Below are 16,432 nucleotides of genomic sequence, written 5' to 3'. Positions count from 1 at the left end.
TGTCCCGCTCGGCCGCGTTCAGTCGCCGAAATCTGCAGTCCAGCCACAAAATCAAGCGTTTCGTCACGCCGTGAATTGACCTTCGGGCACCGCTCGGGGATACTCTTCGGCTGTTATCCTGATAACAAAAGTGTCCGTTTTTTACCGCCGAGCCGGCGCCCGGGCCTTTTGATAAGAAGAGCAAGCGGTACGTCTGAAGCAGTCCAAAACTTCTCGGAGATTCTCTATGTTGCGCAATACCTTTACAGCCCTCGCCATCGCCGCGGCACTCGTTGCCTGCGGCAAGCCGGACGGCGCCAGCCCAGCGGGCGACACCGCGGCGGCCGCCAAGGATGGCAAGGGCGACGGCAAAAAGCAGGCCAGGCTGTTGATCGCACCGGAGGATCTGCTGACCGTGCAGTCCAACGCCCTGGCATCCGGGCCCGTCATCACGGGTTCCATCCAGCCGGAGCGCAAGGCCGACCTGCGTGCCGAGGTGGGCGCCGTCGTGCTGCAAGTGCTGAAGGAGAACGGCGAGGTGGTGCGCAAGGGCGACCTGCTGGTGCGCCTCGACGAGACATCGATCCGCGACAGCCTGACGTCGGCCGAGGAAGCGGTGCGCTCGGCGCGCCAGGTGCTGGACCAGGCTGAACGCATGCTGGAGCGGAACAAGACGCTGCGCACGTCGGGCATGACGTCGATGCAGGCGCTGGAGGATGCCGAGGTGCGCCGCAACACGGCGCAAAGCGAAGTGGTCGCGGCCAAGGCCCGGCTGGCGCAGGCCCGCCAGCAGCTCGAGCGCACCAACGTGCGCGCGCCGTTCGACGGCATCGTGTCCGAGCGCAAGGTGTCCAACGGCGATACGGCCCAGGTCGGCAAGGAGCTGATCAAGGTCATCGATCCGTCCAGCATGCGCTTCGAGGGCCTGGTCTCGGCCGACAAGATCGGCGTCGTCAAGGTGGGCCAGCCCGTGCTGTTCCGCGTGAACGGCTACCCGGGCCAGAATTTCCAGGGACGCATCAAGCGCGTCGACCCGGCCGCCAATCCCGTCACGCGCCAGGTCGAGGTGCTGGTCGAGTTTGCCGATAAGCTGCAGCCCCGCGTGGCCGGCCTGTATGCGGAAGGGCGCGTGGAAGCGGAGTCGTCGAATGCGCTGATGATCCCGGCATCGGCAATGGTGCGGGCCGGCGACACGAGTTACGCGTGGAAGGTCAAGGGCAACAAGCTGGCCAAGGTCAACCTGGGCATCGGCACGCGCGACGAGCGCAGCGGCCTGTGGGAAGTCACGAGCGGCCTGGCGGCCGGCGACATGGTCCTGCGCGCTCCGGGTTCGACGGTGCATGACGGCCAGCCGGTACAGCTGACGGCGCCGAAGAACGTGGCTTCGGCCACCCAGCCATCCGCGGCCGCCAAAGGAAACTGATATGTTCCTCTCCGATTTCAGCGTGAAGAAACCCATCGCCACGATCGTATTGATCGTGGCGATGATGTGCCTGGGCCTGATGGCCTTGAAGAAGCTGCGCGTGAACCAGAACCCGGATGTCGAGGTGCCGTTCATCGTCGTCTCGATCCCGTATCCGGGCGCATCGCCGGAAACGGTCGAGCGCGAGGTCATCAACCGCATCGAGAAGTCGCTGCAGAGCATTACGGGCGTTACCGAGACCAACAGCACGGCGTCCGAGGGTTCCGCGTCGATCTTCCTGAAGTTTACCTTCAACAAGGACCTGATCGAGGCCTCCGACGAGATCCGCAATGCGATCGCCTCGGTGCGCTACAAGCTGCCCGTCGAGATGCGCGAGCCGGTCCTGCAGCGCATCGACACGGCGGCGCAGCCGGTCATGCAGCTGTCGCTGTCGTCGAAGACGCAGGGCCACGCGGCCATCTCGCGGCTGGCCGAGGATGTGCTGGCCGACCGTTTCCGCGGCATCGATGGGGTCGCGGCGGTCAATGTCGACGGCGCGCTGCGGCGCGAACTGTCGGTGCTGCTGAAGGCCGAGAAGCTGCGCGAGTACAACGTGTCCGTCAGCGACGTCACGAATGCGCTGCGCATGCAGAACACCAATGCGCCCGTGGGCAAGCTGCGCGGCAACATGGACGAGAAGAGCATCCGCCTGGTCGGCCGCATCGAGCGGCCCGAGGATTTCCAGCAGGTGGTCGTCAAGCGCAACGGCGACGAGCTCGTACGCCTGGCGCAGGTGGCGACGATCGAGGACGGCTTTGCCGAGATCAACGGCCTGTCGATGCGCTCGAACCAGCCCAACGTGGGTATCTCGATCATCCGCTCGCGCGATGCGTCGACGGTGGCGCTGTCGAAAAAAGTGCATGAGGAGGTCAAGGAGATCCGCAAGACGCTGCCGGCCGGAACCGAGCTGGAAATCACGGAAGACGGCGGCGAGGATGCGCAGAGCAGCCTGAACAATGTGATCGAGGCCCTGGTGCTGGGCGGCGGCCTGACCATCTTCGTGGTCTACCTCTTCCTGAACTCATGGCGTTCGACCCTGATCACGGCGCTCTCGCTGCCCACCTCCGTCATCGCCGCGTTCATCGGCGTCTGGTTGTGCGGCTTCACGCTGAACTTCATGACGCTGCTGGGGCTGTCACTGGCCATCGGCGTGCTGATCGACGATGCCATCGTCGTGCGGGAAAACATCGTGCGCCACATGCAGCTGGGGTCCGATCGCCGCACGGCCGCGCTGAACGGCACCGCCGAGATCGGCATGGCCGTGGCCGCCACGACGTTCTCCATCATGGCCGTGTTCATCCCCGTCGCGTTCATGCCCGGCATCACGGGCGAGTGGTTCCGGCCGTTCGCGCTGACGGTGACGTGTTCCGTGGCCGTCTCGCTGTTCATCTCGTTCACGCTGGATCCGATGCTGTCGGCCTTCTGGGGCGACCCGCCGGGCCACCATGATGCGCCCCGCAAGGGTGTCGAGAAATACCTGCAGCGTTTCAATACCTGGTTCGACCACCAGGCCGACCGCTACGGCAACGTGATCGCCTGGGCGCTGCACCACCGCCGCTGGATGGCCGTCATCGCCATCGCCAGCTTCGTCGCGGCCATCGGGCTGCAGGCCAAGTTCGGCGGTGCCAGCTTCGTGCCGTCGTCCGACTTCGGCACGATCGCCATCGACATCCGCACGCCATCGTCGAGCAGCCTGGAATACTCGCGGCTCAAGGTGCAGAAGGCGGCCGAGATGGCGCACCAGCTGCCGGAGATCAAGGACACGAACGCCTACGTCAACCTGACGGGCGGCCGCGTCTACGTCGACATCGGCAAGAAGCATGAGCGCCAGCGTGGCGCGATGGAAGTGGCGCAGGACCTGCGCGGCAAGCTGGCCCAGCTGGTGGGCGCCGAGTACACCGTGCTGGACGACCTGGCCAATGGCGACCGCAAGCCCGTGCAGATCGAGTTCACGGGCCAGGACACGCGCAAGCTGATGGAACTGACCAACCGCTTCATGGAGGAACTGAAGAAGGTGCCGGGCGCCGTCGATGTCAGCCTGTCCGAGCAGGATCCGAAGGACGAGCTGCAGATCGAGCTGAACCGGGGCCTCGCCAACTCGATGGGCATCGCCGCCGGCGACGCCGCCGCGGCCCTGCGTGTCGCGTTTGCGGGGATCGAGGTGGGCGACTGGGTCGATCCGACCGGCGAGTCGCGCGACGTGGCCGTACGCCTGGCGCCGGAGGACCGTACCAGTGCGGAGAACATCGAACGCCTGCCGATCGCCGTCACGGGCACGAACCAGATGGTGCCGCTGGACCAGATCGCGTCGATCACGATGGGCAAGGGGCCGGCCAAGATCCGCCACAAGGACGGCAACCGGGTGATCTCCGTCTCGGCCAACGTGCAGGGGCGCTCGGCTGGCGAAGTGACGGCGGACGCGATGAAGCTGGCGAAGGAGATGGATTTCCCGCCGGGTTACGGGCTGGCGCTGGGCGGGTCCGGCAAGGACATGCAGGAAGTGTTTACGGAAATGGGCATCGCGCTGGTGGCCGGTATCGGCCTGATGTACCTGATCCTCGTCATGCAGTTCGGCTCGTTCACGGCGCCGGGCGCCGTGATGCTGTCGCTACCGCTGTCGCTGATCGGCGTCGTCGTCGCGCTGCTCCTGACCAACAGCACGATCAACCTGATGAGCCTGATCGGCGTCATCATGCTGATGGGCCTGGTGGCGAAGAACGCGATCCTGCTGCTCGATGCGGCGCGCAAGCGCGAGGAGGAGGGCTACGGCCGCGAGGAAGCGCTGATGTACGCGGGCCGCATGCGCCTGCGGCCGATCCTGATGACGACGTTCGCGCTGATCGCCGGCATGCTGCCGGTTGCGATCGGCCACGGCGAGGGCGGCGAGTTCTACCGTCCGCTGGCGATCGCGATCATCGGCGGCACGATTACGTCCACGCTGCTGACGCTGCTGATGGTGCCGACGTTCTACGACAGCATCGAAATCACGCGCGACCGCATGTTCGCCAAGTTCGGCCGCCGTGCCGAGCGCTGGAACGTGGCGGTGGCCTCGCTGTTGACGGCCATCGAGGTGATCCTCGCGCTGACCCTGGTGCGCCTGGTGTATCGCCTGCTGAAGGCGCTGGTGTTGCGGCTGACGGGGCGGCGCCGGCCGCCGGCCCCACCGCTGGCCAAGGCAGCCTGACGGACGGGCGGAGCAGACTTGCTTGACGGCATAACCTGCCGAACAAAGTTCGTAAAAGGCCGCCTCGCGCGGTAATGCCGTTCAGTTAAGGTCTTTTTTCAGGACGCGGACAGTGTAGCGATGAGGTAAGGCCTTCACGGCCCGGTCGATTTTTCGACCGGGCCGTTCTTCATTCAGTAGCATGAGCAGACGCTGGCGAAGGCGCTGCATCAAGGCGGGCAGCTTGCCATGTGAGCGGGTTACTGCTGCCCAATGCAGTTCGTATTGGATGACATGGAATGCACGGATAAAACTGACCTCAGTCGGCTCACACTTCACCGCCAGTGCGGCCTTGGCGATCTCCAGCCGGATCAGGTTATAGGCAGTCAAGGTTCCCCAGATTTCCTGGTAGACGCCTTCGACGGTACGGCTGCGCAGCGTCAACGCCCTGCCCATCATCGTTTGCTTGAGTTCGCGATAGCTCGTTTCGATCTGCCAGCGCCGGGTATAACAAGTCGCAACGTCTTTGGCCGTGTAGCGCTTGGTGTCGCATAGTGAGGTCAGCAATACGTGTTTGCGTGCGCTCTGGTCGATGATCGTAATGGCGCGTGCGCGCCAAGTCTCAGGCAAGTCCGGGCACTTCTTGCGTGCCTGGGGCGATACGCGCATTTCGATCATCGCATCGTCGGCAGTACCGCCAACGACTTCCCATTTCGTATTGGACTTGGCTGGAATGATGAAGTGCCTGTTCGTTCCTCCGACGGTCAGGCCGCACAGAATCTCGGCTGACAGAAAACCTTTGTCGAAGACGGTAAGCGAATCATCCGGAATCGATGCGAGCAGCTCCTTGGCGTACAGCATCTCGTTGATGCCGTAAGGGCCAAACTTGGCATCGCGTATCAGGTGGGTCGGCACGGCAGTCAAGGTCACACCACGCACTTGCGGATAGCTGGCGATCCGGCCACTGGCATACGACTGCTCGCCGAAATGGTCGCGCTGTTCCGGCGTATCCGCCGTCTTCAATGTCGTGCCGTCCATCGCATACAGACTTAGTCCCTTGAACAGGTACTGCTTGCGATCCTGCTCCGACCATGCCTTTGCTGAGATCTCGAATAATGCCCGCAGTGGTTCGGCGCCAACACGCTGCCGTGCCTGCGCTACCGCGCTTTTGCTTACGAAAGGCGCCTGCACGTCCGGCAACGCAAGGTCCAGGTCGTCAACCACTTCACTGATAGACTGATGACGGTACAGCGCCAAGGCGACGACGAGCCACACTACCTGCTCGGCCGGCAGCCGGCGCCGTCGAATGCTCGCTTTGCCAGTGTGTACAACCGCTTGCTCGATCCACTCGGAAGGCAAGTGCCGTCCCAGGCGGGCCCAGTCCGGGTCTTCCTGGGCTTGTACGAGGAAATGGAGCGCGTCATCAAGCATGGTGACGCAGGTTAACAGCCTCAGCTACTGTTTACAACACCAAAAAGAAAAATGCCGCTCAGTCTTAACTGAACGGCATTACGCCTCGCGCGGCCTTTTTTTTAACCTTTTTGCCCAACCGGCTAGCAGTTTGCCAGCGTTGTTGACACGTGACATGTTGCTATGCACAAATAGCACACTCGTATCAAAACTCCCGGAGCTGTAGTATGCTTCGCCCCTCGTGGCCCATCTTTCGTGCGCGCAAGCGTACCGACGGGGCTGCGTGACGAAAGTGCAACAAGACAGCAACCAGATAACTATAGATAGTGAGACCCAAGTGACCCCAAAATACCTGACCCTGATCATTGCCGCGGCGCTTTCCGCCGCATCCGTCTCCGCCCACGCTTCCGGCTACCGTTTCGGCTCCCAGAGCGTGTCGTCGCAAGGTACCGCCGAAGCCAACGGCGCCGAAGCTGCCGATGCTTCCACCGTGTTTGCCAACCCCGCCGGCATGGCCCGCCTGGACGGCCGCCAGATCATGGGCGGCGTGACGGCCGTGGTGCCGCACTCGACCTTCAATGACGAAGGCTCGACCCGTTTCACGCGTACCCCCTCGGGCGGCCTGACGACGCAGGACGACTTCGTGCCGCAGGCTGTCGCGGCACCGTCGCTGTACTACACGCAAAAGGTCAATGACCAGTGGAGCGCCGGCATGGGCGTGTTCGTCCCGTATGGCACCAACCTCAGCTACGACTGGAACTGGTCCGGCCGCTACGCGCTGACCAACATCAAGCTGACCTCGGTCACGTTGAACCCGTCCGTATCGTTCAAGCCGAGCGCGCACCACGCGTTCGGTTTCGGCCTGAACGGCGAGTTCATGAAGGCCAAGCTGGGCCAGGCAGTGGACGTGCCGGGTTCCGTGGCCGCTTCGCAGGCAGCCGGTACCAGCGCCGCGATCCTGCGCGCCATCGTTGCCGCCGGCGGCAACCCGGCCGCGCTGGCCAGCGTGCGTGACGCGCACGCCAGCGTGGACGGCAAGGACTGGGGCTTTGGCTGGAATGTCGGCTACCTGTACATGCCGACCGAGAGCACCCGCTTCGGCATCTCCTACCGTTCGTCGATCAAGCACGAGCTGAAGGGCGGCGCGGACTGGGACTTCTCCGGCGCGACGACGGACCAGAAGGTCAACGGCGTGCTGCAGTCGGTCTCGCACCACATCGACTCCGACGCTCTGGTCGAGCTGCGGACGCCGGAGACGCTGTCGGTCAACGGCTTCCACCAGTTCAACGACAAGTGGGCTGGCATGTTCGACGTGACGTGGACCAAGAACTCGCGCATGCAAAACATCAACATCCAGTTCCCGGGCACGGATTCGGGTGACGAGGTGATCCGCCAGCAGTGGAAGAACACCGTGCGCGTGGCACTGGGCGCGAACTACAAGCTGAACGATGCCGTCACGCTGCGCGGCGGTATCGCCCACGACGACGCCCCGGTGCGCGACGAATCGCTGCGTCACGCGGCGCTGCCGGATGCGGACCGCCTGCAACTGTCGTTCGGTGCTAACTGGAAAGTCTCGCCGAATGCGTCGATCGACCTGGCCTACAGCTACCTGGACTTCAAGGAAGCGCGCGGCAGCTACACCAACAATTGCCGTCCTGGCCTGTTGACCTGCACGGGTAACGGCGAGACCGTGCGCGGCACGTGGAACACCCACCTGCAACTGGTCGGCCTGGCATACAACTACAAGTTCTGATCCAGCCGGACTCCGGTCCCGCCTGACCTGTAGAAAAGCCGGCGCTCCGCGAGGAGCGCCGGCTTTTTCATATGGCGCCCAGCGGGCGCCAGGATGCGTGTTACTTGCCCGTCGTGCCGCCGGCCGGGGTGGTGGCACCTTCGCTGGTGCCGGCCGTGCCCGCGCCGGTGGTGCCGGCCGCGCCCGTGCCCGACGTGGTACCGGCTGCGCCGGTGCCCGTTGCGCCGCTGGTTGCGCCCGTGCCGGTCGCGCCCATGTCGCCCGTCGCGCCGGTCGTGCCGCCCGTCGTGCCGGCAGCGCCGCCGGTGGCGCCGCTGTCGGTGGCACCGGTGCCGCCGGTGGTGCCGGCTGCGCCCGTGCCGGACGTGCCGGTCGCGCCCGTGTCAGGCGTCGTGCCCGTGGCGCCGGTCGTGCCGCCGGTCGTCGCCGCCGGCGAACCGGTGTCGGCCGCTGGCTGGTCGGCATTGCGGTCCTTGCAGGCGCCCAGCAGTGCGGCGGACAACGCTGCGGTCAGAATCATCGCGGTGGTTTTGCTCAAGGTTTTCATGTCGACTCCTTTTCCAAAGTGGTGGGATGGACCATGCTTCTATCGCCGACATCGCAGGGTTGCGGTGCCGATCGACTCTTCATGCCGTGCCGATACTACGGATACTGCCGGCACGGTAGCAGCCTGCCGTGGCAGGCTGCGCCGTCGGTCCGGACGCTGTTCGCGTGACCGGTTCGACGAGGGATTGCTCCTACGCGGCACATCGCTTTCCACTGCCGCCGTGGCAACACCCCGATACTATGGATCGTGCGCGATGGCGTCCGTTCGCTTGCGCACATCTCCATCATGTTTTTTTGCTTTTTTTCAGGCGGGCGCCAGGGTGCGCAGCAGCCCCGGTACCTCCGCCGAAATTTCCCGGGCCAGGTAGCCCAGCACGCCATACCGGATCGACAGCTGTTCGCCGGCGGAAGCGTGCAGCGCCACGCCCCAGGCAGCCGCCTGGGGCAGGCTGGCACCACGCGCGGCCAGGCCCACGATGATGCCGGCCAGCGCATCGCCCGAGCCGGAAATGGCCAGGCCGATATTGCCGCCTTCGTGGCGCCAGCGCTGCCCGTCCGGCGCGGCGATGACGGTCGTTGCGCCCTTGAGCGCGACGATGGCGTTCCAGCGCCGCGCCGCCGCCAGTGCCGCTTCCTGCGGGTTGGCCGCCAGCGCCGCCTTGTCCTGGCCCGTCAGGTGCGACAGTTCGCCCGCGTGCGGCGTCAGCAGCACCGGTTCGGCAAAGCGGAAATGCGCCATGTCCTTCGGCTCGTCCAGCAGGTGCGGTTCGCCGGCCATGCGTACGGCTTCCATCGCGCAAGCATCAAGCACGACGGCCGTGCCGGCAAAGCGGGGCAGCAACGCGTGCACCAGCTCGGCCGTCGCGCCTTCATCCTGCATGCCGGGGCCGACCAGCAGCGCGCCGACCTTGCCGGCCAGTTCGCCCAGCTTGCGCGCCGCTTCCAGCGTGAAGCCGCCGTTGGCCGTCTCGGCCAGGCCGATGACGCGGGCCTCGGGGATGGCCATGGCCACCAGCGGCGCCACGCTGGCGGCGGTGGCGATGGTCAGCTTGCCCGCACCGGCGCGCAGCGCGGCCGTGGCCGCGAGCATCACGGCGCCCGGCATTTCGCGCGCGCCGCCCACGATCAGCACGTGCCCGCGCACTTCCTTGTCGCCGTCGAACGAGGGCTGCGGCAGTGCCCAGTCGCGCAGCGTGCGCGCAGTGATGTCGGTGCAGTCGCCAGCGGCGGCATGCGGTTCCTTGCTCATGGTCTTCCTTACGATTTGGGGGCGGCGGGTTGGTCCTTGCCGGCGGTGACCGGCACGCCCGTCTGCGTCAGCGGTGCGACGAAATTGGCCATCTGCAGCACCAGCTTGCCGCGCTTGCCGGCGGCGGGGTCGAAGGCATACGCCGTGACGCCGCAGTTGGGCACGTCGCCGGCCCGGTCGGTCTCGAGGATCTTCTGCTCGTCCATCCGTTCCAGCAGGTAGCGCAGGCAGTTGACGATGACCTGGTGGCCCACGATCAGCACGCGCTCGCCCCGGTATTCGCGGGTGATGGTGTCGAGCACGCTGCGCAGGCGCAGGATCACGTCGCACCAGCTCTCGCCGCCGGGCGGACGGAAATAGAACTTGCCCACGTGGCGGCGCTGCTCGTGCAGGTCGGGGTACTTGTCGGCGATGCCCAGCGGCGTCAGGCGATCGACGATGCCGAATTCCTTTTCGCGCAGGCGCTCGTCCGCCACCACGGTCAGCATCTGCTCACGGTCGAGCTTGTTGACGACCGTCATGGCGGTATCGCGGGCGCGCACGTAAGGCGAGAACAGCACGACATTGGGGCGCTGCTCCGGTGGCATCGCGCAGAACCAGTCCGCCAGCGCTTCGGCCTGGCGGGTGCCGAGCTCCGACAGGAGCACGTCCATGTCGCGCTCGGCGATGTCGATCAGGAACTGGGAAGCCGCTTCGGCCGCTTCACGGGCCACGTTGCCGGCGCTCTGGCCGTGCCGTACCACCCAGATCTGTTGGGGCCATTTCTGTTCCATGGGATGAAGTCGTCGTGATTCGGTGTGCGAATACTAGACGAAACCGCAAAACCGTGGCGCAAGCGTACATCGACGGCGCGTGAGGTCGTGGGGTCAGTCCCTGCCGGGACCCCCGAAGTTTGTCCTGCTCCGACGCAGCACTGCCAGACTTCGGGGGCAGTCCCCTTTGGGGACAGGCCTCAGAACTGCTCAAGCCGCCTTGATGTCGGCATCCGGATCGGCATCGGCGTCGGCATCGAAGATGGCCATGTCCGTTTCGCCCATGACCCGGCTGGTGACGGTGCCGGCGGTGATGGAACCGGAGACATTCAGCGCCGTGCGGCCCATGTCGATCAGCGGTTCGATGGAAATCAAGAGACCCGCCAGCGCCACCGGCAGGTTCATCGTCGACAGCACGATCAGCGCGGCGAACGTGGCGCCGCCGCCCACGCCGGCCACGCCCACGGAGCCGATCATGACGACCGCCAGCAGGGGCACGAGGAACGCCGCCGTGTACGGATCGATGCCGACGGTGGGGGCGATCATCACGGCCAGCATGGCGGGGTAGATGCCGGCGCAGCCGTTCTGGCCGATGGTGGCGCCGAACGACGCGGCGAAGTTGGCGATGCCTTCCGGCGTACCCAGGCGCTGCACCTGGGTCTGCACGTTCATCGGGATGGCCCCGGCGCTGCTGCGCGACGTGAAGGCGAAGGTCAGCACGGGCAGGATCTTCTTCGCAAAGCGCAGCGGGTTCAGGCCCGTGCCGGCGACGATCGCCAGGTGCACGCCGAACATCAGCAGCAGGGCGCTGTAGGACGCCGCCACGAAGCCCAGCAGGTTCAGGATGTCGGCATAGCTGGACGTGGCCACGACCTGCGCCATCAGCGCGAACACGCCGTAGGGCGTCAGGCGCAGCACGATCGTCACGATGCGCATGACGATCGCATGGGCCACCTTGACGAAGTGGTCGAACGAGACGAACAGCTCGGGCTTCTTGTCGGCGATGCCGTGCGCGGCGATGCCGATGAAGACAGAGAAGATGACGACGGCGATCGTCGACGTCTTGCGCCCGCCCGTCATGTCCAGGAATGGATTGGCGGGCAGGAACGACAGGATCATCCCCGGCAGCGACAGGGCCTGGGCATCGGCCAGCTTGCCCTGCAGGTAGGCGCCGCGCGCCACTTCGGCTTCGGTGGCCGTCAGCCCCACGGCCGTCAGGCCGAACAGCTTGGCCATCAGGATGCCGATGGCCGCGGCGACCAATGTCGTCAGCATCAGCGTGCCGATCGTCAGCACGCTGATCTTGCCCAGCGAACTGGCATTGCGCAGCTTCAGGATCGCCGCCACGATCGACACCATGATCAGCGGCATCACGATCATCTGCAGCAGCTTGACGTAGCCGCTGCCGACGATGTCGAGGTAGTCGCCGGTCGTCTTGGCCACCGGACTGGCGGCGCCGTACACCCCTTGCAGCACGGCGCCCAGCAGCACGCCCAGGCCCAGTGCCGTGAAGACGCGCACGGTAAAGGTGGCGTGCTGCCGTTGCTGGCGGTACAGGAAGCCCAGCAGGAGCAGGGCGGCGACGAGGTTCAGGACGACGGCAAGGGTGGGATTCATGGGTGCTTCCAGGGTTGTGTACCCGGCAGATTTTATCGGAATTGCCATGACTCTACCGGAAGCCGTGCGACTTGCTCAGCCAGACTCTGCGAATATTCACGCATATCCATATGCTGCGAAGTTGCATGAAACTACTGATCAAACTGTTCGGCTTCGGCTACGTCGCCATTTCCCTGCTGTTCTGGCTGTGCGGACTGGCCCTGGTGGGTATGGCCGGATTCGAGATATGGGAGGCCGTCACGCGTGCCGACGAGGGCGGTACGCAGCCCCGCTTCGTGCGCATTCTCGAGTGCATCGGCCTGCTGACGATTGCCGTCGCCGCGTTCGAACTGGGGCAGACCGTGCTGGAGGAGGAAGTACAGCGCTCGGCCAACATCAGCACGCCGACACGCGTGCGCCGCTTCATGTCGCGTTTCATGATCGTCGTCATTGTCTCGCTGGCGATCGAGTGCCTGGTCTCGGCCTTCCAATCCCTGCACGGCCACCCCGAGCTGTTGCCGCATGCGGCCGTCATCGGCTTGTGCGCCGCGGCGCTGCTGCTGGCCTGGGGCGGCTTCATCCGCCTGAACATCCCGGCCGAACACCTGGAGCCCCAGGCGATGGAGGATGCCCAGGCCGAAGATGACAAGATCGACACATGAGTTGCCGTTTGTAAAGATTTGATGTCATCGTTGCGATATCTTGTCAACCGCCGCCGCGGCCTTTGTAGCGTGACCGCAACACCGCGTTTGTGCTGCATGCCCCTCGTACCCCGGTTCCCGTGAATTAGCTCGTGCAAGTGGTTTTAGCCCATGTTAAATTTCCACATGGAAAAAACAGTTGGAGCGCTCGAATGACGGTCAAGGTAAAAGGTTCGCTGGTGTTCGGCGGCATGGACAGCGAGGAAGAGTTCGGCACCGGCGGCAACGACATCTTCGTGGGCGGTTACGGCGCCGATGCGGACGCCGGCAACGACACCGTGCGGGCCGACGCCGGGGACGACCTCGTCTATGGTTCCGACGGTGCGGACGTGCTGGACGGCGGCAGCGGCATCGACGAGGTCGACTATTCTGGCGCCGCGAGCGCCGTCGCGGTCGACCTGGCTGCGGGCAGCGCGTGGGATGGCAGTGCCAACGACGTGGTGACCGGCTTCGAGAACGTCACCGGCTCCGCATTCGGCGACCTGCTGACGGGCGACGCGGGCTTCAACATCCTGATCGGCAACGGCGGCGATGATACCCTCGACGGCGGTGCGGGCTTCGACATGCTTACCTACCGCAATGCGACCGGCGCCGTCAGCGTCAACCTGGCACTGGGTACGTCCAGCGGCGCCGACGGTGCCGACGTGCTCGCCAACTTCGAGGGCGTGCAGGGTTCGCGCTTCGGCGACGTGCTGATGGGCGACGCCGCGGGCAACCTGCTCGATGGCCAGGCCGGCAACGACGTCCTGTCCGGCGGCGCCGGCGACGACACGCTGTCCGGCGGCAGCGGTACCGATACCGCCGTCTTCAGCGGCGCGCTGTCCGAATACACCATCGCCACCAGCAGCGACGGCCGCGTCACCGTGACGGACCTGCACGCGGGCCGCGACGGCACCGATATGCTGTTCGGCATCAGCCAGCTGAAGTTCGCGGACCAGACATTGAGCCTGACCCAGGTCGACCGCCAGGTCGCCACCGTCGGCACGATGGCGGCCGGCACGACGACGCCGGCGGCAGCTGTCGCCAACCTGCCGGATGGCAGCTACGTCGTGGCTTACACGGCCACGGACGGCAGCGGCGACGGCATCTGGTTCCGCAAGTTCGGCGCCGACGGCGGTGCGGTCGACAGCGGCGCTATCGCCCTCAACGGCGCCACGGCGGGCGAGCAGCGTGCGCCGGCGCTGGCCGGCCTGTACGACGGCGGCTGGGTCGCCGTCTACCAGAGCGCTACCGCGTCGGGCTGGGATGTGGTGCTGCAGCGCTTCAACGCCGACGGCAGCCGCAGCGGCGCCGAACAGGTGCTGGGCAGCGCGGGCGACCAGGTGCAGCCGTCCGTGGCGGTCACGCCGGACCGCGGCTTCGTGGTCACCTGGCAGGGCAACGCGGCCGACGGCACGCAAGACATCTTCGCCCAGAAATTCGATGGCGCCGGCCAGCCCATGGCCGATGCCTCTACCGTCAACACGACCCTCGCGGGCGACCAGACCGGTGCCGCCGTGGCCGAGCAGGACAACGGCTACCTGCTGGCCTGGCAGTCGGACAACGGCACCAGCCACAACGTGATGGTGCAGTCGGTCCGTTGGGACGGCGAGCGCATCGGCGGGGAATTGAAACTGACGACCACGGGCGTGGTCGGCAACGTCAAGGCCGCCACGCTGTACAGCCAGGCGGGCGGCGCCGTCAGCGGCGCCGTCGTGAGCTGGATCCAGGACGACGGCAATGCCACCACGGCGGACGATGCCGTCACGTTCCAGCGCTTCGACGTCAATGGCAATATCGTCGGCGGCCCGGTCATGGTGGCCAACGCCGGCTTCCAGCAGAGCCAGGCGGTGACGGGGCTGGCCGACGGCAGCATCCTGGTAGTCTGGGACAGCCTGGCGGCCGACGGTACGTCGACCGTAATGGCACGCCACCACAGCGCCAATGGCGGCGGCATCGGCGCGTCATTCCAGGTCAGCAAGAGCCCCGTGCAGGGCCGCGCCAGCGTGATCGGACTGGTCGAGACGGCAGGCGGCAACGTGGCCGTCGACTGGGCCGTCACGGCCGCGGACGGCACCGTCCGCGTCTACCAGCAGATCACCGGCTACGATGGCGGGGCCGAGTACGTGGCTGGCGCCAGCACGGGCACGCCACCGGCGGCGCCCAGCATGGAACTGGAACTGCCGGACGGCGAGGACGCTGCCACCGGCACCGGCCGCGGCGACGACGCGAGCCTGATCGTCAGCGGCAGCGCCGATCCGGGCGCCCTGATCACGCTGTACGACGGCGGCGTTGCCGTGGCCACCGTGACGGCGGACGGCAACGGCCAGTGGTCGACGGAACTCGTGGACGTCAGCCCCGGCAATCATGCGTTCACGGCGACGGCCACCGACGCGCTGGGCCAGGTCAGCCCCGTCAGCACGCCCACCTGGACGACGGTGACGCCGGACGACAGCAGCACGGTGACCCCGGAGCCGGGACCAGCTCCGGCGCCAGCCCCTGCGCCAGCGCCAGCCCCGGCACCGGCACCGGCACCAGCGCCAGCACCAGCGCCAGGCAATCCGAGCAGCGGCACGCCGACCGCGCCCGATAAACCGGCCACGAGCGGCGGCGTCAGCGGCGACCGGATTACGCTGTCGCTGGGAGGCGCCACGGCCTACGACGGCGGTACCGGACTCGATACCGCGGCGGTGGCCGCGGCGCACGACAAGTTCGCGCTGACGAAGGTGGACAATGCCTGGCAAGTCAAGGACACCACGACGGGCGTGATCAACGCGCTGTGGAATGTCGAACGGCTGGCATTCGCGGACGTGACGGTGGCGCTCGATGTCGATGGCGTCGCCGGCCAGGCTTTCCGCCTGTACCAGGCCGCGTTCAACCGCGCCCCGGACCAGCAGGGCCTGGGCTACTGGATCGGCAACATGGACCGGGGCGCCACGCTGGACAGTGTGGCCCGGGCCTTCATCGCCTCGCCGGAGTTCGCCAAGCTGATGGGTACCGCCGCGCCAAGCGACGAGGCCTTCGTGAAAGCGATGTACCACAACGTGCTGCACCGCGAGCCGGACGCCGCGGGCATGGAGTTCTGGGTCAATGCACTGCGCGGCGGCACGGCGCGCGAGTCCGTGCTGACCGGTTTCTCCGAATCGGCCGAGAACCAGGCGGCGGTCGCCCCCGCGACCGAGCAGGGCATCGCCTACACGCCGTACGTGGCGCGGGAGACGGGAACGATGGGCAACGACCGCGTCGTGCTGCCGACGTCCGCACCGGTCAAGTATGACGGCGGCAGCGGCCAGGACACCGCCGTGATCGGCGCCGAGCACGACACGTTCACGCTGAAGAAGGCGGTGAGCGGGTGGCAGATGGTCGATAGCGCCACCGGCAGTGTCAGCACGCTGACGAACGTGGAACGCCTGGCGTTCTCGGATGTCACGGTGGCGCTGGACGTCGACGGCGTTGCCGGTCAGGCGTTCCGCTTGTACCAGGCCGCGTTCGACCGGGCGCCGGACCTCGCGGGCCTTGGCTTCTGGATCGGCAACATGGACCGGGGCCAGGCACTGGACAGCGTGGCCCGGAACTTCATCGCTTCGCCGGAGTTCGCCAAGCTGATGGGTACGGCAACGCCAAGCGACGAGGCGTTCGTCACGGGGCTGTACCGCAACGTACTGCACCGCGATCCGGATGCGTCCGGCATGAAGTTCTGGGTGGATGCCCTGCACGCGGGCACGGCGCGCGAGTCCGTGCTGACGGGCTTCTCGGAATCGGCCGAGAACCAGGCCGCATTGGTCGGCGTGACGGCCAACGGCATCGAGTTCACGCCGTTCGGCTGACGTAATACGCAAGCC

At 66.2% G+C, this 16,432-nt stretch carries 10 protein-coding genes; 5 read left to right on the top strand and 5 right to left on the bottom strand.

What is annotated here, in order from left to right:
- Positions 1 to 226: 226 nt before the first annotated feature.
- Positions 227 to 1,402, top strand: a complete 1,176-nt coding sequence (locus PX653_RS12650) for an efflux RND transporter periplasmic adaptor subunit (RefSeq protein ID WP_277418209.1) — start codon at positions 227 to 229, stop codon at positions 1,400 to 1,402.
- Between the two features lies 1 nt (position 1,403).
- Complete coding sequence (locus PX653_RS12645) at positions 1,404 to 4,625, top strand: efflux RND transporter permease subunit (RefSeq protein WP_277418208.1); 3,222 nt, start codon at positions 1,404 to 1,406, stop codon at positions 4,623 to 4,625.
- Positions 4,626 to 4,706: 81 nt separating this feature from the next.
- On the opposite strand, the gene PX653_RS12640 is transcribed toward PX653_RS12645, so the two are convergent.
- Positions 4,707 to 6,035 (bottom strand): IS4 family transposase, encoded by a 1,329-nt coding sequence (locus PX653_RS12640; protein ID WP_277414130.1) that lies wholly within the window; start codon positions 6,033 to 6,035, stop codon positions 4,707 to 4,709.
- 316 nt (positions 6,036 to 6,351) lie between these two features.
- On the opposite strand from PX653_RS12640, the gene PX653_RS12635 reads away from it, so the two are divergent.
- Positions 6,352 to 7,767, top strand: a complete 1,416-nt coding sequence (locus tag PX653_RS12635) for an OmpP1/FadL family transporter (RefSeq protein WP_277418207.1) — start codon at positions 6,352 to 6,354, stop codon at positions 7,765 to 7,767.
- Positions 7,768 to 7,867: 100 nt separating this feature from the next.
- Here the strand turns inward: PX653_RS12635 and PX653_RS12630 are convergent, their stop codons facing one another.
- From PX653_RS12630 to PX653_RS12615, 4 genes are all read right to left on the bottom strand, one after another.
- Complete coding sequence (locus PX653_RS12630; RefSeq protein ID WP_277418206.1) at positions 7,868 to 8,314, bottom strand: hypothetical protein; 447 nt, start codon at positions 8,312 to 8,314, stop codon at positions 7,868 to 7,870.
- A gap of 303 nt (positions 8,315 to 8,617) precedes the next feature.
- Positions 8,618 to 9,562: an NAD(P)H-hydrate dehydratase gene (locus PX653_RS12625; RefSeq protein ID WP_277418205.1), complete on the bottom strand. Its 945-nt coding sequence runs from the start codon at positions 9,560 to 9,562 to the stop codon at positions 8,618 to 8,620.
- A gap of 8 nt (positions 9,563 to 9,570) precedes the next feature.
- Positions 9,571 to 10,335, bottom strand: a complete 765-nt coding sequence (locus PX653_RS12620) for a histidine phosphatase family protein (RefSeq protein WP_277418204.1) — start codon at positions 10,333 to 10,335, stop codon at positions 9,571 to 9,573.
- Positions 10,336 to 10,524: 189 nt separating this feature from the next.
- Complete coding sequence (locus PX653_RS12615) at positions 10,525 to 11,931, bottom strand: L-cystine transporter (RefSeq protein WP_277418203.1); 1,407 nt, start codon at positions 11,929 to 11,931, stop codon at positions 10,525 to 10,527.
- 125 nt (positions 11,932 to 12,056) lie between these two features.
- On the opposite strand from PX653_RS12615, the gene PX653_RS12610 reads away from it, so the two are divergent.
- Together PX653_RS12610 and PX653_RS12605 are read left to right on the top strand one after the other, a co-directional pair.
- A complete protein-coding gene (locus PX653_RS12610) occupies positions 12,057 to 12,572 on the top strand; it encodes a hypothetical protein (protein ID WP_277418202.1) in 516 nt (171 codons plus the stop codon).
- Positions 12,573 to 12,763: 191 nt separating this feature from the next.
- Complete coding sequence (locus tag PX653_RS12605; RefSeq protein WP_277418201.1) at positions 12,764 to 16,417, top strand: DUF4214 domain-containing protein; 3,654 nt, start codon at positions 12,764 to 12,766, stop codon at positions 16,415 to 16,417.
- The last annotated feature ends 15 nt before the right edge of the window (positions 16,418 to 16,432 follow it).

The sequence above is a fragment of the Pseudoduganella chitinolytica genome, assembly GCF_029028125.1.
GTDB lineage: Bacteria > Pseudomonadota > Gammaproteobacteria > Burkholderiales > Burkholderiaceae_D > Rugamonas > Rugamonas chitinolytica.
The sequence above is the reverse complement of the archived record's forward strand: the minus strand, read 5'-3'. Positions and strand labels throughout refer to the sequence as shown.